Source organism: Oerskovia sp. 140933, from assembly GCF_059651515.1.
This window is the reverse complement of record NZ_JAMXIO010000022.1, coordinates 22,805-44,565: the sequence shown is the minus strand read 5'-3', so window position 1 is coordinate 44,565 and position 21,761 is coordinate 22,805. Positions and strand designations below refer to the sequence as shown.

Genomic DNA, 21,761 nt, shown 5'->3' with positions numbered 1-21,761 from the left:
CCGGTGCCCGCCGCGACACGCCTGCCCGACGACGTCGCTCTCCGTCGCGCGGCCGCCCCACCCCCGCGGGCCCCCCGTCCGGGCGGGGTGATCCGCGCCGTCGGGCCTGCGCTCCACCTCCCGACGGGGCCGGGCGGAACGGGTCCGGACAGCGCAACGCCCCCGCGCTGGAGGACACGGGGGCGTTGCAGGGGGGCCGGGGCCAAGGGGGGATGCCCCGGTCCCGAGGCGGGTGGCGCCACCCGGCAGGACGCGCCACCCAGCCGCTGACCCGTACCGCTCGGGTCGTCGGCAGGTCGCCGGCGGGCGGGCTGCTCCCCGTCCGCCGGCGCCCGATCAGTCCGAGGTCGTGGCCGCGGCGAGCGCGGCCGCCTCCTCGGTCGCCTTGCGCTCTGCGCGGACCTCCTCGCGGGTCGTGCCGTAGTAGGCCGCCACCATGATGTCGCGCATGTCCTCGAGCATCGGCAGGCGCGGGTTCGCGGGAGCGCACTGGTCCTCGTAGGCCCGCATCGCGAGGGCGTCGAGGCCACCGATGAACTCGCGCTCCGGGACCCCCTGCTCCTTGAACGAGCGCTCGATCCCGACCTTGGCGCGCAGCTCCTCGACCGCCCGGGCGTAGGACTCGACGGCCTGCTCGGGCGTCGAGGCCGGGAGCCCCAGGTGCTTGGCGATCTGCTGGTAGCGCTCGTGCGCGATGTACTTCTCGGCCTTGGGCCAGCCCGTGACCTTGGTCGGGATCTGCCCGTTGTACCGGATCGCGTGCGGCAGGAAGATCGCGTTCGTGCGGCCGTGGACCAGGCCGAACGTCGAGCCGACCGTGTGGGCCATGGCGTGCACGATCCCGAGGAACGCGCTGCCGAACGCCATGCCGGCGATCGTGGCCGCGTTGTGCATCTTCTCGCGGGCCTCGGGCGCTGCCGCGCCCTGCGTCACGGAGGCCTCGATGTGCTCGAAGACCAGCTTGATCGCGTGCAGCGCCAGGCCGTCCGTGAAGTCGTTCGCGTAGACCGAGACGTAGGCCTCGGTCGCGTGCGTCAGGGCGTCGAAGCCCGAGTCGGCCGCGAGCTTGGCGGGCATGGTCGCCGTCAGGACCGGGTCGATGATCGCGACCGACGGGGTCAGCGCATAGTCGGCGAGGGGGTACTTGTACCCGGTCGCGTGGTCCGTGATGACCGCGAACGGCGTGACCTCGGAGCCCGTGCCCGACGACGTCGGGATGCAGACGAGCTTGGCCAGGTCACCGAGCGTCGGGAACTTGAACGCGCGCTTGCGGACGTCGAAGAACTTCTCGCGCAGGTCCGAGAACGCCATCTCCGGGTGCTCGTACTTGAGCCACATGACCTTGGCTGCGTCCATGGGCGAACCGCCGCCGATCGCGACGATCGTGTCGGGCTTGAAGTCGCGCATCATCTCCGCGCCCTTCTCGACCGTCTCGACGCTCGGCTCGGGCTCGACCTGGTCCATGATCTGGATCGAGACCTTGTTCGGGCGCCGGCCCAGGACGTCGAGGACCTTGTCGACGATCCCGATCTGGCTCATGACCTTGTCCGTGACGATGGTGACGCGCTCGACGTCGGGCATCTGGGCCAGGTACTGGATCGAGTTCGGCTCGAAGTACGTCTTCGGCGGGATCTTGAACCACTGCATGTTGTTGTTCCGACGTCCGATCCGCTTGACGTTGATGAGGTTGACGGCCGACACGTTGTTCGACACCGAGTTGTGCCCGTACGAGCCGCACCCGAGCGTCAGCGAGGGGATCAGCGCGTTGTAGATGTCACCGATGCCGCCGAGCGCCGAGGGCTGGTTCCACAGGATGCGGACGGCCTTGACGCGCTGGCCGAACTCCTCCGCGACGGCCTTGTCCTCGGTGTGGATCGCACCTGAGTGGCCCAGGCCGTCGAACTCGACCATCTGCTCGGCGAGCGTGATGCCGTGGTTCGTCGACTCGGCGCGCAGCACCGCGAGGACCGGGCTGAGCTTCTCGCGCGTCAGCGGCTCGGCCGGACCGACCTGGGCGCACTCCGCGAGGATGATCGAGGTGTCGTCCGGGACGGAGAAGCCCGCCTGCTCGGCGATCCACTGCGGGCTCTTGCCCACGATCGAGGCGTTGAGCTTGGCGCCCGCGCAGTTCGCGCCGCCGGCCTCGACCCCGAAGATGAAGCGCTCGAGCTTGGCCTTCTCCTCGGGGTTCGCGAGGTAGGCGTGCATGTGGGCGAACTCGGCCAGGGCCGCGTCGTAGATCTCGGTGTCGAGGATGACGGCCTGCTCCGAGGCGCACACCATGCCGTTGTCGAAGCCCTTCGACAGGACGACGTCGTTGACCGCGCGGCCGAGCTTGGCGGTCTTCTCGATGTAGGCGGGGACGTTGCCCGCGCCGACGCCCAGTGCCGGCTTGCCCGCCGAGTAGGCGGCGCGGACCATCGCGTTGCCGCCCGTCGCGAGGATGAGCGCGACGCCGTCGTGGTTCATGAGGGCAGAGGTCGCCTCGAGCGAGGGCTGCTCGACCCACTGGATGCAGTCCTCGGGGGCGCCCTCCGCGACCGCGGCGTCCCGCACCACGCGGGCTGCGGCGACCGAGCACTGCTGGGCGCCGGGGTGGAACGCGAAGATGATCGGGTTGCGCGTCTTGAGCGCGATGAGCGCCTTGAAGATCGCGGTCGACGTCGGGTTCGTGACCGGGGTGATGCCCGCGACGACGCCGACCGGCTCGGCGATCTCGACGATGCCCGTGAGGTCGTCGCGTCCGATGACGCCGACCGTCTTGAGGTTGGCCATCGAGTTCGGCACGTGCTCGCAGGCGAAGATGTTCTTGGTGGCCTTGTCCTCGAAGACTCCGCGGCCGGTCTCGGAGACCGCGAGCTGCGCGAGGCGACCGTGCTCGTGGAGCGCCGCGACGGACGCCTTCTTCACGATGCGGTCGATGTCTTCCTGGGTGTAGGCGTCGTACTGCTTGAGCGCCTTGAGACCGCGGTCGACGAGGGCGTCGATCTCGCTGACTCCGACGGGGGGCTTGGCGGGGGCCTTGCTCGTGCTGCTCACGTTGCTCCTCCAGTGACCCGAGCGGCCGGGTCTGCGTCTGTCGTTCCCTTGCTTGTGAATACTTTCACAAGGTGCGCTTAGATGCAAGAGCCTCGTCGGTTCGTCTCGCCCGTCGGACGCCCGCCCCCACGGCGGCCCACCCGGACGACGGACCGGGCCCCGTTCCCGACCCCCGGACCGCGTCGCCTAGGGTGTTCGGCATGAGTGCTGAGAACGACACGATGGACCCGACCGACGCACCACCGGCCGTGCCGCACGACCCGTACCTGTGGCTCGAGGAGGTCGAGGGCCGCGAGGCGCTCACCTGGGTCCAGGGGCGCAACGCCGAGACCGCGGCCACGATCGAGGCCACGGCCGAGTTCGCCGCGACCGAGCAGGCGATCCGCGAGGTCCTCGACTCCGACGACAAGATCCCGGACGTCTCCAAGATCGGTGAGCACTACTACAACTTCTGGCGCGACGCGCAGCACGAGCGCGGCATCTGGCGCCGGACGACGCTCGACTCCTACCGCACGGACCACCCCGAGTGGGAGCTCGTGCTCGACCTCGACGCCCTGGGCGAGGCCGAGGGCCGGAGCTGGGTCTGGCACGGCGCGAGCGTCCTGCGGCCCGCCCCGGGCGGCGCATGGCGGCACGCGCTGATCGACCTGTCCCCCGGCGGCTCCGACGCCGACGTGACCCGCGAGTTCGACCTCGTGACGAAGCAGTTCGTCGCGCCGGAGGACGGCGGGTTCTACCGCGAGGAGTCCAAGGGCGGCCTCGGCTGGATCGACGCCGACACCGTGTACGTCTACACCGACTTCGGGCCGGGCTCCATGACCCCCTCGGGGTACCCCCGGATCGTCAAGCGGTGGCGCCGTGGCACCCCCGTGACCGAGGCCACCGTCGTGTACGAGGGCGAGCCCGAGGACATGTACATCTCCGCCTGGCGCACCCACTCCCCCGGCTACGAACGTGACTTCGTGGGCCGCTCGATCGCGTTCTACGACAGCGAGACGTACCTCGTCCAGGACGCGGGAACCCCGTCCGAGACGCTCGTCAGGATCGACGTCCCGCGTTCGGCCGAGGTCGGCGTCAAGCGGGAGTGGATGCTCGTCGAGCTGCGCGACGACTGGACCGTCGGCGGCACCACCTACCTCTCGGGCTCCTTGCTCGCGACCCGCCTCGAGGACTTCCTCGCCGGGGCGCGCGGCTTCACCATCCTGTTCGAGCCCACGCCCACGACCTCGCTCGCGGGGGCGACGTGGACCGCCCACCACCTCGTGGTCAACGTGCTCGACGACGTCAAGAACCGGCTGCACGTGCTGACGCCACCCCCTCCCGCCGAGAGCGTGGACGCACCGTGGACCCGCGGCGAGCTGCCCGGCCTGCCGAGCATCGGCACGGTCGTCGTGGGCGCGGTCGACTCCGAGGACAGCGACGACGTCTGGCTCGTCACGACCGACTACCTCACGCCCTCGACGCTCTCACTGCTGTCCGTGGGCGCGGGAACCCCGCCCGAGGTCCTCAAGTCCGGGCCCGCCTTCTTCGACGCGAGCGGCCTGGTCATCGACCAGCACTTCGCGGTGTCCGACGACGGCACGCGCGTCCCGTACTTCGTCGTCGGGCGCGAGGAGCTCGTCCGGCCGGAGGCGGGTGCCGCACGCGGTGACGCCGACCACGCCGAGGGCGCACGCGTGGGCGCCGCGCCCACGCTGCTCTACGGCTACGGCGGCTTCGAGATCTCCCTGACCCCCGGCTACTCGGGGGGCCTGGGGCGCGCGTGGCTGGCCGACGGCGGCGTGTACGTCGTCGCGAACATCCGCGGCGGCGGCGAGTACGGCCCGGCCTGGCACCAGGCGGCCCTCAGGTCGAAGCGCCACAAGGCCTACGAGGACTTCGCGGCCGTCGCACGCGACCTCGTCGCCCGGGGCATCACGACCCCCGAGCACCTCGGCATGGAGGGCCGCAGCAACGGCGGCCTTCTCGCGGGCAACATGCTCACGCAGTACCCCGAGCTGTTCGGCGCCGTGATCGTGGGCGTCCCGCTGCTCGACATGCGGCGCTACACGCACCTGCTCGCGGGCGCGTCCTGGGCGGCCGAGTACGGCGACCCCGACGACCCGGAGCAGTGGGAGTTCATCCGGACGTTCTCGCCGTACCACCTGTTCGACCCCGAGCGCGAGTACCCGCCCGTGCTCTTCACGACGTCGACCAAGGACGACCGCGTCCACCCCGGGCACGCCCGCAAGCTCGCCGCGAAGATGCTCGCGGCCGGCAAGGACGTGACCTACTACGAGAACATCGAGGGTGGTCACGGCGGCGCCGCGAACAACGCCCAGGCCGCGCACATGGCCGCGATCCACTACCGCTTCCTGCGCGAGCAGCTGGGCTGACGCCGAGCCGCCGCGTCCCGAGCGAGACGGCGGCTCGCCGCAGGACCGCTCCGCGACCTACGAGTGCGGCACCGTGGCCGTGATGAGCGTCCCGTCCTCGCGCCGGTTGCCCGTCAGGTCGCGCAGGCTCGGGGTGCCCTTGAGCACGGGGCCGTGCCCGTCGAGGGCGACCGTCACGGGCTCGCCCGCCACGACGCGCACGACCTTGCCCCGCACGTGCACCTCGGCGCTCTCACCCGTCTCGCACACGAACGTGATCGAGTCGGTCGTGATCGTGACCTTGAGCCGGGCCCCGTGCAGCATCACGCGGAACGTGAGCGACTCCCACGACTGCGGCAGCCGCGGGTCGAAGCTGATCCGCCCGCAGTCGTCGCGCATCCCCCCGAACCCGAAGGCGAGCGCCGACCAGGTCCCGCCGGCCGAGGCGACGTGCACGCCGTCGGCCGCGTTCGCATGACGGTTCTCGAGGTCCACGAGCAGCGACGACGTGAAGTACTCGAGCGCGAGCTCGTGGTACCCGACCTCGGCCGCGATGATCGACTGGACCACGCCGGAGAGCGTCGAGTCCCCCGTGGTCAACGGGTCGTAGTACTCGAAGTCGGCGAGCTTCTCCTCGGGCGTGAACTCGCTCCCCTGGAGGAACAGCGCGAGGACCACGTCGGCCTGCTTGAGCACCTGGTACCGGTAGATGACCAGCGGGTGGTAGTGCAGCAGCAGCGGCCGCTTGGTCGCGGGCGTCGCCGCGAGGTTCCAGATCTCGCGCTCCAGGAAGTGCGAGTCCTGCGGGTGGATGCCCAGGTGCTCGGCGTAGGGGATCGACATGTGCTCCGCGGCGCGCAACCACTCCGCGGTCTCCTCCTCGGAGACGCCGAGGCGGATCACGAGGCGTTCGTAGTCGTGCGGCGCGTCGCGGCGCATGGACTCGAGGGTCTCGGCCGCGACCCGCAGGTTGAAGCGGGCCATGACGTTGGTGAAGAGGTTGTCGTTGACGACCGTCGTGTACTCGTCCGGCCCGGTGACGCCGTGGATGTGGAAGTGGTCGTCCCCGTTGGCCCGCCAGAAGCCGAGGTCCGCCCACATGCGCGCGGTCTCCACGAGGATGTCGACGCCCTCGCGCTCCAGGAAGTCCTGGTCCCCCGTGGCCCGCACGTACTGCATGAGGGCGTAGGCCACGTCGGCGTCGATGTGGTACTGCGCGGTGCCCGCGGCGTAGTACGCCGAGGCCTCCTCGCCGTTGATCGTCCGCCACGGGAACAGGGCGCCCGCCTGCGAGAGCTGGCTCGCACGGCGGCGGGCGGCGTCGAGCATCTGGTAGCGGAAGCGCAGCGCGTTGCGCGCGTACCAGGGGCTCGTGTACGTCAGGAACGGGAGCACGTAGATCTCGGTGTCCCAGAAGTAGTGGCCGCCGTAGCCGGTGCCCGTGAGCCCCTTGGCGGGCACGCCGCTGCCCTCGGCACGGACCGTCGCCTGGGCGAGCTGGAAGATGTTCCAGCGCACGGCCTGCTGGATCTCCGGCTGGCCGGGGATCTCGACGTCGGACCGGGCCCAGAACTCGTCGAGGAACTCGCGCTGCTCGGCGTGCTGGAACGCGACGCCCTCCTCGCGCACGCGGTCGAGCGTGCGGCGGCAGCGGTCGATCAGCTCGCGCGCGGGCACCCCGCGCGACGTGTGGTAGGCCACGGTCTTGGTGAGCCGGACCGGCTTGCCCGGCTCGGCCTGGATCCGGTAGACGTGCTTGGCCAGGTCCTCGTCCACCTGGGTGCGCACGTCGTGCGTGTTCTCGGTGACGAGCTCGTCGTCCGTGGCGACCGCGAGCGTCATGCCCGAGTTGGTGCAGCGGTAGGACAGGACCAGGCGCTCGTCGTCGCCCCACTGCACCTGCGGCTGCAGGACCCGCTCGGTGAACTGGTTGGCCTTGCGCGGGTCGAACCCCTGCCCCATCGCGGCCGACGGGACGTGGTACTCGTCCTGCCCGTCCTGCCGGTTGAGGATCTGGGAGGAGATCGCGATCGGCGCGGGCTCGTCGAGCATCGTGACCTCGAACGTGATGACGGCCAGGTGCCGCTCGACGAACGAGACCATGCGCTCGGACTTCACGAGCACCCGCTTGCCCGACGGCGTGCGCCACAGCAGCTCGCGGCGCAGCACGCCGTCGGCCATGTCGAGCGACCGCTCGTAGGAGACCAGGTCCGCGACGGGCAGCAGGAGCGGCTCGTCGTCGACGTAGAGCCGGATGATCTTGACGTCGGGCACGTTGACGATCGTCTGCCCGACCTCGGCGAACCCGTACGCCTCCTCGGCGTGGTGGATGCGCCACGTCTCGTGGAAGCCGTTGATGAACGTCCCCTGCGTGTGGGACTCGCGCCCCTCCTCGACGTTCCCCCGCATACCGAGGTAGCCGTTGCCGACCGAGAACAGCGTCTCGGTGACCCCGAGGTCGTGGGCCGAGTAGCGGTTCTCGACCAGTCGCCACGGGTCCGCCGGGAAGCGGCTGCGGTCCACGGTCCCGTCGAAGCCGTGCTCGAACCCGGCCATCAGCGGGCCTCGTCGAGCGCAGGACGGTCGAGGACCGTCGCGTCGAGCTCGCCCAGGTCGCTCACGACCAGGTCCGCACCGTGCTCGGTCAGGGCGTCCGCACCGACCCCGCGATCCACGCCGACCACGAGCCCGAAGTCTCCCGCGGCGCCCGCCTGGACGCCCGAGATGGCGTCCTCGACCACGACCGCCGCGGTCGTCGGCACACCGAGGAGCTGGGCCGCGTACTCGTACGTCGCGGGAGAGGGCTTGCCCTCGAGGCCCGCTGCGGCAGCGACGGTCCCGTCCACGACGACCTCGAACCGGTCCGCGATCCCGGCAGCCGCCAGGACGGAGGGGGCGTTGCGCGAGGACGAGACGACCGCCACGAGCGCGCCGGCAGCGGTCACGGCGTCGAGGAACGCGATCGAGCCGGGGTACGGGGCGATCCCCTCCTCGACGAACATGCGGTTGACGATCTCGTTCTTCTTGTTGCCCAGCGCGCACACCGTGTCCTCGCCGGGCGCGTCGTCGATCGTGCCCCACGGCAGCTCGATCCCGCGCGAGGCGAGCATCGTCGCGACCCCGTCGAAGCGGGGCTTGCCGTCGATGTGCGCGAAGTAGTCGGCCGACGTGTACGGGGCGACCCCCCGCTCGGCGCACAGGGGCGCGAACAGGCGCTCCCAGGCGCGCATGTGGACCTCGGCGGTGGGTGTCAGGACACCGTCGAGGTCGAAGAGGACGGCGTGCAGAGCGGGCATCGCGCTCCTTCGGGAGAGTGGACGGACGAGGGAGCACCGCAGGACGTCGGTACCTCTCTCCGAGCCTACGCACCGCGGGCCACCACGGCGAAACAGGGCGACGTGAGACGGGTGACAGCACCGCGGCGCCCCCTCGCCCCGCGTCGTCACGGGCCTGCGGCCGACCCGACGGCCCACCGGCGCCGCCACGGCCGCAACAGCCGACAGGGCCGACGGGGACAGCAGGGCCCCGTCAGTCCTGCGCGCGCTCCGCGAGCATCTCCGCGACCCGCCCGAGGTTGCCGAGCATCGCCCGGTTCTCGTCGATGCTCCCGAGCCGCTGGCCCGAACCCAGCCCCACGCCGCCCGCACGGGGCGCCGCGAGGAGCGTGACGTCGTCGAGCCCTGCGGCGGGCAGGCCGATCCGGCGCCACGGCACGGTCACGAGCGAGGCCAGCTCGCCGAGGTTCGGCCCCGAGCACTGCGAGACCTTCGCGGGCGGCAGCCCGGCCCAGATCCGGGTCCCGCGCTCGACCGCGCGCGCGGCCAGCTCCCAGCCCTTCTCGTCCCAGCCGTCGGCGCGCGCCGCCAGGTCGAGGCCCACGGCGTCGGCCCCGGCGAGGACCACGGGCGCGATCCCGACCCACGCGGGCCCCACGTGCACGACGCTGCGCGCCCCCGCGTCCCGCACGGCCTTCACCACGGTCTCGAGCCCCGCGACGATGTCCGGTCCCTCGACCGCGCGCAGGCGCGAGTACCCCGAGAAGGTGGGCAGCACCCCTGCGTTGACCTGCGCGAGCAACGGCTCCGAGACCTGCACCACGAGCTCGGCCCCGGGCACCTGGCGGCGCACCTCGTCGAGGTGGGCGCGCAGCCCGACGGCGAGCGACTCCGCGAGATCCGCCGCGGCCCCGCGGTCGGCCAGGACGCGGTCGCCGCGGGTCAGGTACAGCTCGGCCGCGAGCGTCCACGGCCCGACGACCGACACCGCGAGCGGCCCGACGTACCCGTGCCCCGCGATCGCGAGCGCCCCGAGGTCCTCGCGCAGGAACGCCTGCGCCCGCCGCTCGTCCATGCCCGAGCGGTCCGCGAGCCGCCAGCCGTGCGGCCCGATCTCGACCGGCAGGTCCGCGAGCAGGGTCGCGGTGCGCCCCACGGCGTCGGCTCCCGGTCCGCGCTGGGGAAGCCGCGCCAGGAACGGTACGGGCGTCACGCCCGTGGGGACCTCCGCGAGGTCCCCGAAGATCATCTGCTGCGCCTCGAGGACGTCGGTACCCTCGCCGCCGGGCCACGGCCCGTGCCCGCTGACTGACGTCATGTCCTGAGTCTCCTTGCTGTTCGACGTGCCCTGCTGTGCGGTGTGCTGCGCGGTGTCCTGGGCGACGGGTCCGCCGGTCCGCCCGTCCTGCAGGTGCCGGTGCCGTCCCGCGACGATCTCACCCCGGCATCACCCGCACGAACCCTTGCCTTCTCCCTCTCTCCGAGTGAAGGCTGATGAGTATGCACCACAGACCGTGACGACGCGGTGGCCGCTGGACCGACCCCGCCGGACGAGCGAGGCGGACATGAGCAGCAGCAAGCACGAGGCGACCGGGGCCACCGCTCCCGACGGCCGGCACGAAGCGACGGCGACCACCCCCGTCACCGCGACCAACAAGGCGGCCGCGATCGCGGTGCACACCCAGGCCATCCCCGGGAACCACGCCCAGGCGCTCGCGGCGCTCGTCGCGGCCGACTTCCACAACCACGACCCGGCCCCCGGCTGCTCGGGCGGGCTCGAGGGCCTGGTCGCGGCCATGCACTGGTTCTCGGACGCGTTCTCCGACCAGCACGTCGAGGTGCTGCACGCGGTCGCCGAGGGCGACCTGGTCGCGCTGCACGTCGCGTTCAGCGCACGGCACACGGGGTTCTTCCGTGGTCTGGCGCCCACGGGTCGTCACTTCACGGTCCGCGAGATGCACATGCTGCGCTTCGTGGACGGTCGCGAGGCCGAGCACTGGGCGGTGCGCGACGACGCGTGGCTCGTGCGCGAGCTCAGCGAGCACGCGGTCGTCCCGACGAGCGCGGTCGTCGCAGCGACCCGGCCGGGCGCCGCGGTGGGGAGCAACGTCCCGGTCGTGGCATGAGGCCCGGTCAGCGGGCGGCGCCCGGCGCGCGCCGGGCCCGGTGGGCGCGCTGGACGGTCGACTGCCCGATCACCCGCGTGCCCTGGTAGACCACGAGCGACTGCCCTGCGGCCACGCCGCGCAGCGTCTCACCCGTGAGCTCGACCTCCATGCGGCTTCCCTGGGCACGCGACCCGGTCGCGTCGGCCGGCTCGCCCTCACCGTCCGCCGGCCCGACGACGGCGCGCACCCGCGCGGGGACCGGCGCCCCGTGGGCGCGGACCTGGACGGACGCCTCGAACCAGCCGGAGGCCGCCCGGGGACCCGTCGCGTCGGGCGCCCACCCCGCGTCGGCGAGGACGTCGTCCGCGAGCCAGACCGACCGGTCGCCCTCGATGCGGTCGACCGTGAGCAGCTCGGCGGGGCCCACGACGACCCGGTTGGAGACGGGTTCGACCTCGAGCACGTAGCGGGGCCTGCCGTCCGCGGCCGGGCGCCCGAGGGCCAGGCCCTTGCGCTGGCCGACCGTGAACGCGTAGGCGCCCTCGTGCTCGCCCAGCACCTCGCCCGACGTGTCGACGATCTCGCCCGTGCGCGCACCGAGGCGTGCCTTGAGGAAGCCCTGGGTGTCGCCGTCGGACACGAAGCAGATGTCGTAGGAGTCGGGCTTGTTCGACACGGACAGGCCCCGTCGCTCGGCCTCCGCGCGGACCTCGTCCTTGGACGTGAAGCCGCCCAGCGGGAAGATCGAGCGGGCCAGCCGCTCCTGGCCCATCACCGCGAGCACGTACGACTGGTCCTTGGCCTCGTTGGGCGATCGGTGCAGCTCGCGGACCGTGCGGGTCACGGGGGCGCCGTCGGGCCCGGTCTGCGTGACCTGGCGCGTCACGACCTGCGCGTAGTGGCCCGTGGCGACCGCGTCGAAGCCCAGCGCCGTGGCCTTGTCGAGCAGCGCCTCGAACTTGATGTGCTCGTTGCAGCGCACGCACGGGTTGGGCGTGCGTCCGGCCTCGTACTCGGACAGGAAGTCCGCGACGACCGTGTCCTCGAACCGCTCCGAGAGGTCCCACACGTAGTACGGGATGCCCAGCACGTCGGCGGCGCGGCGGGCGTCGCCCGCGTCCTCGATCGAGCAGCAGCCGCGCGAACCGGCGCGGAACTGCTCACGGTTGCGGGACAGGGCCATGTGCACGCCGACGACCTCGTGGCCGGCCTCGACCGCCAGTGCGGCCGCGACGGCGGAGTCCACCCCGCCGGACATCGCTGCCAGGACCCTCATGCGGGCCTCCTCCCGGTCGTGGTGGTCGTGCTCTCCCGGGCCGTTCCCGCGGGACGCCCCGAGGACGCGAGCCCTGCGGCCTGCGCCCGGGCGACCGCCTGGGGCAGGGCCGCCAGGAGGCGCTCGACGTCGGTGCTCGTCGAGGTGGCGCCGAGCGAGAACCGCAGCGCGCCGCGCGCGTCCTCCTCGGAGACGCCCATCGCGAGCAGGACGTGCGAGGGCTGCGGCACCCCGGCCTGGCACGCCGAGCCCGTGGACGTCTGCACGCCCGCCGAGTCGAGCAGGTAGAGCAGCGAGTCGCCCTCGCACCCGGGGAACGTGAAGTGGGCGTTGCCCGGGAGGCGGGCGGATGCCTCGGTCGACGGGTCCGGTCCCCGCAGCACGGCGTCCGGCACCGCGGCGCGCACGCCCCGGACCAGGTCGTCGCGCAACGCCGCGAGGTGCTCGGCACGAGCGGCCCGGGCCGCGACGGCCTCCGTCACGGCGACCGCGAACGCCCGGATGGCCGGCGTGTCCAGGGTGCCGGAGCGCACGCCGCGCTCCTGCCCACCCCCGTGCAGCACCGGGGTCAGCGGCAGACCGCGCTTGGCGACCAGGGCGCCGACGCCCATGGGGCCGCCGAGCTTGTGACCTGTGAGGGTCAGCGCGTCGAGGCCGCTCGCCGCGAAGTCGACCGGCGCCTGCCCGACCGCCTGCACCGCGTCGGAGTGCACGGGGATGCCGTAGGGGCGCGCGATCTGGACGACCTCCTGGACGGGCTGGATCGTGCCGACCTCGTTGTTGGCCCACATGACGGAGATGAGCGCGACCTCGTCGCCCTTGGCCGCGAGCTCGGCGCGCAGCGCGTCGAGGTCGAGCCGGCCCTCCTCGTCGACGGGCAGCAGGACGATCTCCGCGCCCGTGTGCTCGGCCATCCAGAACGCCGGGTCCAGCACCGCGTGGTGCTCGACGGCCGACACCAGGATGCGTCGACGGCGGGGCTCCGTGGTCCGTCGGCCCCAGAACAGCCCCTTGATCGCGAGGTTGTCGGACTCGGTGCCCCCCGCGGTGAAGATCACCTCGCTCGGGCGCGCACCGAGAGCGGCGGCCACGGCCTCGCGCGACTCCTCGACGACGCGACGCGCGGACCGGCCCGCGGCGTGCAGCGACGAGGGGTTGCCCGTCGCCGTGAGCTCGGCGACGAACGCCTCGAGGGCAGCTGGCGACATGGGAGTCGTGGCAGCATGGTCGAGGTAGGCGCCGGGCGCGGGTACCGCGGGCGAGCTGGGTGAAGTCATCGGGCGATCACAGTCGTCCAGTCTACGAAGGTATTCGCGACCGTCGAGGCCACGATGTGGTCGTCACCCGCGACGTGTGTGGAGGAACGCTGGACAGCACAGGAAAAACCGATATCTTGACGGATGCTCGTTCGCCCTCGGGAACCTCGTCGTCACCCTGCCACGACCCGTCGTGCTCCAGGGGTGACGGCATGAACGGCGACGTCTCGACCGCCCCACCGCAGGTGCCGCCGTGCGCCTCGGAGGACCCCACTCCCGCGCCCGACGACGTCACGTCCACCCGCGTCGTCCTCTACCCGCAGGACCCGCGCGCCCACGCGAGCGACCGCCTGCGGTGGGCGCAGCTGCCCCGCGAGCTCCGCGACGAGCTCGAGGCGACCATGGACGCCCGCGTGCTCGAGGAGATCAGCGTCGTCAGCGGTTTCAGCCCGGGCATGGGCTCGTTGCTGCGGCTGTCGACGGGCGAGCAGGTGTTCCTCAAGGCGGCCCGCACGCGCGACGCCCCCGAGTGCGCAGACCTGCACCGCGCCGAGGCGCACATCACCGTGCGGCTCCCCACGGCCGTCCCCACCCCCCGGTTCCTGTGGGGGCACGGCGACGGTGACTGGATCGTGCTCGCGTACGAGGCCGTCGACGGGTTCCCGCCCCAGACCCCGTGGCAGCCTGCGGTCCTCGCACGGGTGCTCGACACCCTCGACGACCTCGCCCGCGTCCCGGGCGCCCGGCAGATCCCCCTGCCGCCGGCCGGGCCGCAGGTCGCCTCCGCCACGACCGGGTGGGGCCGGCTCGTCCGCGAGCCCTACGAGCACCTGCCGACGCTGTCTCCCTGGGCCGCGCGCCGCCTGACGTCGCTCGCAGAGGTCGAGCTCGGCGTGCTCGTCGCGTGCGAGGGCGAGTCGATCGTCCACGGCGACATGCAGGCCCGGAACCTCGCGGTCACGGACGACAAGGTCTACGTCCTCGACTGGCCCTACGCCATGCGCGGGGCCGGATGGCTCGACCTGGCCAACCTCCTGGTCACGGTCGGCGCCCAGGGCGTCGCCGGCGTGTTCGACCCGGTCGACGTGCACGTCCCGACCGACGGCGGAGCACCTGCGGTGATCTGGGACGACGCCGAACGGGCCGGGGCCTGGCTCACCGCGGTGTTCGACGACCACCCCCTGGGTGCCGACGTGCACCCGGCGGACCTCCGGTCGATCCTGAGCGGCTTCGCCGGCTACAACATGGACCTCGCCCGGAGACCGGCCCCACGGTCGAACCCCTGCCAACCGACCGTCACCCTGGGGCGGGCGGTCTCGGCGCTCGCCTGGCTCGAGCACCTCGGCCTCTGACCCGCCGGGGACGTGCGAACGCCCCGGCTGGTCGTGCCCGCCGGGGCGTTCGTCGAGAGGTCGTCCCGGAGGTCAGCCCTTGTGCTCGCGCAGGACCTGCGCGGCCTGCGGCAGGACCTCGGCCAGGTCGCCCACGACCGCGAAGTCCGCGATCTCGAACAGCGGGCTGTCCGAGTCGTTGTTCACCGCGACGATGACCTGCGAGGCCTGCATGCCGCCGCGGTGGTGCGGGGCGCCGGAGATCCCGGCGCCGATGTACAGGCGCGGGGCGATCGTCACGCCGGTCTGACCGATGAACGTGTCGAACCAGCCCTCGTAGACCGCGTCGCGCGTCGCGCCGACCGCGGCGCCCAGCACGTCGGCCAGCTCCTCGATGGGACCGAAGTCGCCGTCGGTGCCACGGCCGCCCGCGACGACGGTCGCGGCCTCGGCCAGTGCGGGGCGCCCGCCCTCGACGACCGGCTTCTCCTCGCGGGAGACGACCGTGACGCCGGTCGCCGACGCCGGCAGCTCGACCGGGAACCCGATGACCTCGGTCTCGACCGAGGACTCGGCAGGCTCCGGCACGACGGAGTTCGCGCGGACCGTGAACACGGCCTGCTCGGTGACGACCTCGCACGAGGTGTCCCACGACCCGGCGAAGACCCGCTTGTGGCCCACCGCCTTGCCGTCCTCCGCACGGACCGCGGCGGCGTCGATCACGAGGCCCGCACCCAGCTCGTAGGCGAGCCGGGCTGCGGCCTCCTTGTTGGGGAACGTCGCCGAGAGAAGGACGATGTCCGCGTGCGCGCGGCGCACCGCGGTCGCGAGGGTCGCCGAGACGACCGCCGTGAGGTGGGCGTCGTCCTTGCTCAACGACGTGGGCAGCTCGGCCTGGAGGACGGTGTCCACCCCGTAGGCGCCGAGCTGCGCGAGCGTCGTGACGCTGGGGCTGGCGAGCGCCACGGCCTTGGGGCGGCCGAGGCTGCGGGCGATGGTGAGGAGCTCGAGGGCCGCGGACCGGAGCTGGGTCTGCGGGGAGTCGAGCAGGACGAGGACGTTGGTGGTCACGGTGTTCCCTCTCAGACCAGGTCGTTGCGGATGAGGAACTCGGCCAGCGCGCGACCGCCCTCGCCCTTGTCGACGACGACCTCGACCTCGGGGCGCGGCGGGCGGGGCGTGGCGGCGAGGACGCGGGTGCGGGCCCCGGCGTCGCCCACGGTCGCGGGGTCCAGCCCCAGGTCCGCAAGGTCCCAGACGTCGATCGGCTGCGTCCGCGCGGCCATGATGAGCTTGAAGTTGGGGAAGCGCGGCCAGTTCGCGTGGTCGGTCACGCTGACCACGGCCGGCAGGGGGGCGGAGAGCACCTCGAGCGCGTCGTCCAGCTCGCGCGTGACCTGGGCCGTACGTGCCTCGGTGTCGACCTCGAGCTTGCCCGCGAGCGTGAGCTGCGGCAGGTCGAGCTCGGCCGCGAGCAGCACGGGGACCACGGAGCCGAGCCCGTCGAGGGCGGCCATGCCCGTCAGGACGAGGTCGACCGGCCCCTCCTGCTCGAGCCGGCGGATCGCTGCGGCGAGCGTACGGACCGTGCCGAAGTAGTCCGAGCCCGCGAGCGCCTCGTCGCTGACGCGCACCCCGCGGCCGACGCCCATCTGGAACGCCTTGCGGATCGCGGTGTCGGCCTCCGGGCCGGCCATGGTCAGGACGACGACCTCGGAGGTCGCCTGCTCGTCCTCGGGCAGCGACTCGACGATGCGCAGCGCGGCCTCGATCGCGTTCTCGTCGAGCTCGTTGAGGGTCCCCTCCTCGGACGATCGCACCACACGCCCGGCGTCGAACCGCCGGTCGGCGTGGATATCGGGAACGTACTTGACGGCGACGACGATCCTCATCGTGATGTGCTCCGTGGTTGGGACGACGGTGGACCCGGGGGGTACCCGCATGCCACGCCCCTTCCGGGGAAGGTGTGGCACAGGCGAAACCCTACCGGCCAGCGCGGCACAACCGGGTGAGATCTCGCGGACGACCACCTGGTGAGCACAAGGCGTCCACGTGCGGGCCGCACAATGGAGTGGTGCCGACGCTCGTCCCCGCTCCCCGCCCCCGCCCCTCCCACGGTCCGGTCCCGCCTCTCGGTGTCCACCTCGCCGGTGACGGTGTCGACGTCGCCGTGCTCGCGTCGCACGCGAGCGCCGTGCACCTGTGCCTGCTCGACGTCTCGCCCGACGGCGAGCTCCGCGAGCGCCGCGTCGCCCTCGACGGGCCGACCTACGGCGTCTGGCACGGTCACGTCCCGGGTGTGGGCGAGGGGCAGCGCTACGGCTTCCGGGCCGAGGGGCCGTGGGACCCCGCGGCCGGTCTCCGGTACAACCCGGCGAAGCTGCTCCTCGACCCGTACGCGCACGGGCTCGTGGGCGAGCTCGACGACGACCCCTCGACGCGGGGGCACGTGGTCGAGCGCGACGCCTCAGGGGCTCTCGTGGGGGACGTCTACGGTCCCGCCGACCCGCGGGACTCGGCCGCGCACGTGCCGCACTCGGTCGTCGTCGCCCCGCGCACGGGGCACGCACCCGTGCGTCGCCCGCACGTCCCGTGGGCCGACACGGTCGTCTACGAGGCCCACGTGCGGGGCCTGACCATGCGGCTCGACGCGGTGCCCGAGGACCTGCGCGGCACGTACGCGGGCCTCGCGCACCCTGCGACGATCGCGCACCTCAAGGACCTGGGCGTCACGACGGTCGAGCTCCTGCCGATCCACGCCTTCCTCACCGAGCCGCACCTGGTCGCCAAGGGCCTGACGAACTACTGGGGGTACTCGACCGCAGGCTTCTTCGCCCCCCATGCCCCGTACGCGACGCGGGCCGCGCAGGAGGCCGGGCCCGGCGCCGTCGTCGACGAGGTGCGCGGCATGGTGCACCTGCTGCACGAGGCCGGGCTCGAGGTGATCCTCGACGTCGTGCACAACCACACGTGCGAGGGCGGCGCCGACGGGCCGCACCTGTCGTGGCGCGGTCTCGACAACCCCGTGCACTACCTGCACGACGGCGCGACCCCGGCCCGGCTGGCCGACGTCACCGGGACGGGGAACAGCCTCGACTTCCGCCGCCCCCGCGTGGTGCAGATGACGCTCGACTCGCTGCGCTGGTGGGCGCAGGAGGTCGGCGTCGACGGCTTCCGGTTCGACCTCGCCGTGACCCTGGCCCGCGGGCCCACGGGGTTCGACCCCGACCACCCGTTCCTCGTCGCGCTCCAGACCGACCCGGTCCTGAACGGGCTCAAGCTGGTCGCGGAGCCCTGGGACGTCGGCCCCGGTGGTTGGCGCACCGGCCAGTTCCCGGCCCCCCTGGCCGAGTGGAACGACCGCTTCCGCGGGGCCGTGCGCCAGTTCTGGCTCGCCGACCCGCGCGAGGCCTCGCACGGACGCCCCGGCCAGGGCGTGCGCGAGCTCGCGACCCGTCTGGCCGGGTCCGCGGACCTCTTCGGCCACAGCGACCCGCCTCTCATGCGCGGGCCCGTGGCCTCGATCAACTTCGTCACCGCGCACGACGGGTTCACGCTCGCCGACCTCGTCGCCTACGAGCACAAGCACAACGAGGCCAACGGCGAGGGCAACCGCGACGGCAGCGACGACAACCGGTCCTGGAACCACGGCGTCGAAGGGCGGCTGGCGAACGAGGACGCGACGATCGAGGGGCTCGAGCCGGGCGTCGAGATCGCGCCCCTGCGCCGCCGCTCGATCCGCAACCTCATGGCGACCCAGGTCCTCGCGGCAGGCACTCCCATGCTCACCGCGGGCGACGAGATGGGACGCACCCAGCGCGGCAACAACAACGCGTACTGCCAGGACGGGCCCGTGTCGTGGGTGAGCTGGGACCTGTCGCCCTGGCGCAAGGACCTGCTCGCGACCACGACCCACCTCCTGGCCCTGCGCCGCGAGCACGCCGCGCTGCGCAGCGAGACGTTCTTCCACGGTCGGCCGCGGCACGCCGCCGGGGACGCGGTGCCGGACCTCGCGTGGTTCGACGCCGCAGGCCACCCCCTCGACCACGCGGCCTGGCACGACCCCGGCTTCCGCGTCCTGCAGATGCTGCGCACGGGTCCGCGCGCCGGGGACCACGACGTGCTCCTCGTGCTCAACGGGTCGCTCGACACGGTCGAGGTCGTGCTCGCGGACGTGCCGGGGCGGACGGCCGGCGGGCCGGCCGACGAGGCCGACGAGGCGGGCGGGGACCCGGGCACCGGGCCCGTCGGGGACGGGCGGGCGCCCGCGTGGGACCTCGTGTGGGACTCCGACTGGGAGCACCCGGCCGAGCGCGCCCGGGAGGGGGCCCCGGAGGTGCTCGGTGGGCAGGGTGCGGCCGCGCTGCTGGAGCCGCTCAGCCTGCAGGTCTACGTCTCGACCGACCACCGCTGAGGGCGCCGGGGCAGAGGGCTCGCGGTGATGCGGAGGGCTCCGGACCGCCGCCTCGACGCGAAGCCTCTACCTCGCAGACGGCGCGGGGTCTAGTCTCTGCGCATGAGTGACAACGACGTCAGCATCCCCGGCACGCCCTCCTCCGCCCCGACGCACGGGAGCGCTCCCAGCCCCGGCCCGACCGACTCGGCCGAGGTCGTGGTCGTCGGCGCGGGCCTGTCCGGGCTCGTCGCCGCGACCGAGCTCACGGCCGCGGGCCGACGCGTGATCCTGCTCGACCAGGAACCCGCCGCGAGCCTGGGCGGCCAGGCCTGGTGGTCCTTCGGCGGGCTGTTCCTCGTCGACTCCCCCGAGCAGCGCCGTCTGGGCGTCAAGGACTCCCCCGACCTCGCGTTCGACGACTGGCTGGGCTCGGCGAACTTCGCCCCCGGGGCCGCCGAGGGCCAGGGCCCCGACCGCTGGGGCTACGCCTGGGCCCAGGGCTTCGTCGACTTCGCCGCAGGTGACCTGCGCCCGTGGCTGCACGCCAAGGGGGTGCGCTGGTTCCCGCTCGTCCAGTGGGCCGAGCGGGGTGGCTACCCCGCGGGGGGCCACGGCAACAGCGTGCCGCGCTTCCACGTCACGTGGGGGACGGGTCCCGGCATCCTCGAACCCTTCGTGCGCGCAGCCCTCGACGCCCGCGCCGCGGGACTGCTCGACGTCCGCTTCCGTCACCGGGTGACCGGGCTCGTGGTGACCGACGGCGCCGTCACCGGGGTGCGGGCGGAAGTCCTTGCCGACGACCCGGTCGGACGTGGGGTGCCCTCGGTGCGCGACGTCGTGGGCGAGGTCGAGCTGTCCGCGAGCGCCGTCGTCGTCGCCTCCGGGGGGATCGGCGCGAACCACGACCTGGTCCGCTCGCACTGGCCCGCGTCCGCCGGGGTGCTGCCCGCGCGCATGCTCTCGGGCGTGCCCGACTCGACCGACGGCCTGATGCTCGGCGTCGCACGCGACGCGGGCGCGGCCCTGGTCCACGAGGACCGCATGTGGCACTACCCCGAGGGCATCGCGAACCACTCGCCCGTGTGGACCGACCACGGCATCCGCATCCTGCCCGGCCCCTCGTCGCTGTGGGTCGACGCGCACGGCCACCGGCTGCCCTCCCCCCTCTTCCCCGGGTTCGACGCGCTGGGATCGCTCCAGCACGTCACGGGCCGCGCCGACGACCACTCCTGGTTCGTGCTCAACAAGGCCATCATGGACAGCGAGTTCGCGCTGTCGGGCTCGGAGCAGAACCCCGACCTGACCGGTCGCAGCGTGCGGCTCCTCGCGCAACGGGTCCTGCCCGGGGCCGTCGGGCCGGTCGCACGGTTCGCGGCCGAGTCCCCCGAGTTCGTGTGGGGCCAGACCCCGACCGAGCTCGCGGCCGGGATGAACGCCCTCACGGCGGCGACCCCCGGGTCGCAGGGTCACATCGACGCGGCAGAGCTCGAACGGCTCGTGCGGCTGCGCGACGAGCAGGTGCGGTCGGGGCTCGGCAAGGACCACCAGGTCGTGGCGACCGCGATGGCCCGCAAGTTCTTCGTCGACCGCGTCATCCGCGTGTCCCCGCCCCGCCCGCTCACGACGCCCCAGGACGGGCCCCTGCTCGCGGTCCGGCTCTCGGTGCTCACCCGCAAGACGCTCGGCGGCCTGCACACCGACACCGAGGGCCGCGTGCTGCACCCCGACGGCTCGGTGTTCGAGGGGCTGTACGCCGCGGGCGAGGCCGCCGGGTTCGGCGGCGGTGGCGTGCACGGCCACCGGGCGCTCGAGGGGACGTTCCTCGGCGGGTGCCTGTTCTCGGGGCGGACCGTGGGGCGCGCGCTCGCGCGCAGCCTGTAGCGCCGCGGACCAGCGCGTGCGCCCGTCACCAGTCCGTCGGGCCCTGCACGCGGTCCGTCGGGCTCACGCGCGCCGCACGCAGCCCGGGCACCGCGAGCAGTGCCTCGACGAGCTCCTCGCTGCCCCCGAGGTCGGTGGCCACGCTGTCGATCTCGCTGCACACGAACCACGACCGGTCGTCGGGCCACCACAGGTTCGGCGACTGCTGGAGCGTGGCGAAGGCCGTCGCCTGCGCGAGCGGGCCGTGCCACAGGTGGTAGTCGCGGTGCGGCAGCGCGAGCATCGGCGCCGAGGGCCGCTCGACCTGGTGCGCGGCCCGCAGCGCTCGCACCCGGGCCTCGGCCTCCGCCTGCGCCAGGGCGAGCGACGAGCCCGGCGCGTCCCCCTCACCCACGTCGTCGATCGCGTACGTCAGCACGGCGTACGACGTCGAGTCCTCGGGCCGTGTCCCGTGGTCGTACAGCCACCCGTACCCGGTCCACAGCGCGAAGTGGCACCCCTGGTCGCCCGTGAACGGCGCGAGGACCTCGAGGAGAAGGTCCATCTGCTCGGGTCCCGCAGCGGCCGGGCCGGCCCCCAGGTAGAGCGACCCCATGCCCTCGTCCCCCACGGCCCACGCGGGCGTGTCGGGGATGCGCGCGTACGCCGCGAACCCTGACGGCACGCACGACGCCACGGTCGCCCACTTCCCCAGGCGAGGCCCGATCCAGTCCCCGGCCGACGGGTCGTCGTCCCAGGCGACCCCCGGGAAGGGCGGCGGGAGGTCGGGGCGGTGAGCGGCGTCGTCGGGCATGAGGCGAACCTAGCCGCGGCGAGGGCGCCCGGCCAGCCGCCGCCCCCGGACG

14 protein-coding genes are annotated in these 21,761 nt (G+C 73.1%); 5 read left to right on the top strand and 9 right to left on the bottom strand.

Features of this window, described 5'->3' with window-relative positions; genetic code table 11:
• Positions 1–336: 336 nt before the first annotated feature.
• Positions 337–3,039, bottom strand: coding sequence for a bifunctional acetaldehyde-CoA/alcohol dehydrogenase (gene adhE / locus NHG27_RS12555; protein ID WP_497016514.1), 2,703 nt, complete (start codon positions 3,037–3,039; stop codon positions 337–339).
• A 200-nt stretch (positions 3,040–3,239) separates the two neighbouring features.
• On the opposite strand from adhE, the gene NHG27_RS12550 reads away from it, so the two are divergent.
• Entirely contained in the window at positions 3,240–5,414 is a 2,175-nt protein-coding gene (locus NHG27_RS12550; RefSeq protein ID WP_497016513.1) for a prolyl oligopeptidase family serine peptidase, read from the top strand.
• Between the two features lie 57 nt (positions 5,415–5,471).
• On the opposite strand, the gene NHG27_RS12545 is transcribed toward NHG27_RS12550, so the two are convergent.
• From NHG27_RS12545 to NHG27_RS12535, 3 genes are all read right to left on the bottom strand, one after another.
• Complete coding sequence (locus NHG27_RS12545; RefSeq protein ID WP_193721361.1) at positions 5,472–7,949, bottom strand: glycoside hydrolase family 65 protein; 2,478 nt, start codon at positions 7,947–7,949, stop codon at positions 5,472–5,474.
• On the bottom strand, positions 7,949–8,689 hold the full coding sequence (locus NHG27_RS12540; RefSeq protein WP_193721360.1) for an HAD family hydrolase: 741 nt from the start codon (positions 8,687–8,689) through the stop codon (positions 7,949–7,951). The genes NHG27_RS12545 and NHG27_RS12540 overlap by 1 nt, the downstream gene beginning before the upstream one ends.
• A 232-nt stretch (positions 8,690–8,921) precedes the next feature.
• Positions 8,922–9,986, bottom strand: coding sequence for a uroporphyrinogen decarboxylase/cobalamine-independent methonine synthase family protein (locus NHG27_RS12535; protein WP_497016512.1), 1,065 nt, complete (start codon positions 9,984–9,986; stop codon positions 8,922–8,924).
• Positions 9,987–10,233: 247 nt separating this feature from the next.
• On the opposite strand from NHG27_RS12535, the gene NHG27_RS12530 reads away from it, so the two are divergent.
• Complete coding sequence (locus NHG27_RS12530; RefSeq protein WP_497016511.1) at positions 10,234–10,794, top strand: ester cyclase; 561 nt, start codon at positions 10,234–10,236, stop codon at positions 10,792–10,794.
• 7 nt (positions 10,795–10,801) lie between these two features.
• Here NHG27_RS12530 and mnmA read toward each other — a convergent pair whose 3' ends face one another.
• Positions 10,802–12,052 carry a tRNA 2-thiouridine(34) synthase MnmA gene (mnmA, locus tag NHG27_RS12525; RefSeq protein ID WP_497016510.1) on the bottom strand — a complete coding sequence of 417 codons (1,251 nt, stop codon included), beginning with the start codon at positions 12,050–12,052 and terminating at the stop codon, positions 10,802–10,804.
• Positions 12,049–13,329: a cysteine desulfurase family protein gene (locus NHG27_RS12520; protein ID WP_497016509.1), complete on the bottom strand. Its 1,281-nt coding sequence runs from the start codon at positions 13,327–13,329 to the stop codon at positions 12,049–12,051. Before NHG27_RS12520 ends, mnmA begins: the two co-directional genes overlap by 4 nt.
• Before the next feature lie 191 nt (positions 13,330–13,520).
• On the opposite strand from NHG27_RS12520, the gene NHG27_RS12515 reads away from it, so the two are divergent.
• Entirely contained in the window at positions 13,521–14,660 is a 1,140-nt protein-coding gene (locus NHG27_RS12515; protein WP_497016508.1) for a phosphotransferase family protein, read from the top strand.
• A 72-nt stretch (positions 14,661–14,732) separates the two neighbouring features.
• On the opposite strand, the gene NHG27_RS12510 is transcribed toward NHG27_RS12515, so the two are convergent.
• Both NHG27_RS12510 and NHG27_RS12505 read right to left on the bottom strand, forming a co-directional pair.
• A complete protein-coding gene (locus NHG27_RS12510) occupies positions 14,733–15,710 on the bottom strand; it encodes an electron transfer flavoprotein subunit alpha/FixB family protein (protein ID WP_321575531.1) in 978 nt (325 codons plus the stop codon).
• Positions 15,711–15,721: 11 nt separating this feature from the next.
• Entirely contained in the window at positions 15,722–16,531 is an 810-nt protein-coding gene (locus tag NHG27_RS12505) for an electron transfer flavoprotein subunit beta/FixA family protein (RefSeq protein WP_193721364.1), read from the bottom strand.
• A gap of 182 nt (positions 16,532–16,713) precedes the next feature.
• Between NHG27_RS12505 and glgX the strand changes: the two genes are divergently transcribed.
• Both glgX and NHG27_RS12495 read left to right on the top strand, forming a co-directional pair.
• Entirely contained in the window at positions 16,714–19,053 is a 2,340-nt protein-coding gene (gene glgX, locus NHG27_RS12500) for a glycogen debranching protein GlgX (protein ID WP_497016507.1), read from the top strand.
• Between the two features lie 102 nt (positions 19,054–19,155).
• A complete protein-coding gene (locus NHG27_RS12495; RefSeq protein ID WP_193721353.1) occupies positions 19,156–20,916 on the top strand; it encodes an FAD-binding dehydrogenase in 1,761 nt (586 codons plus the stop codon).
• Positions 20,917–20,941: 25 nt separating this feature from the next.
• On the opposite strand, the gene NHG27_RS12490 is transcribed toward NHG27_RS12495, so the two are convergent.
• Entirely contained in the window at positions 20,942–21,709 is a 768-nt protein-coding gene (locus NHG27_RS12490; RefSeq protein WP_193721352.1) for a hypothetical protein, read from the bottom strand.
• Positions 21,710–21,761 lie beyond the last annotated feature (52 nt).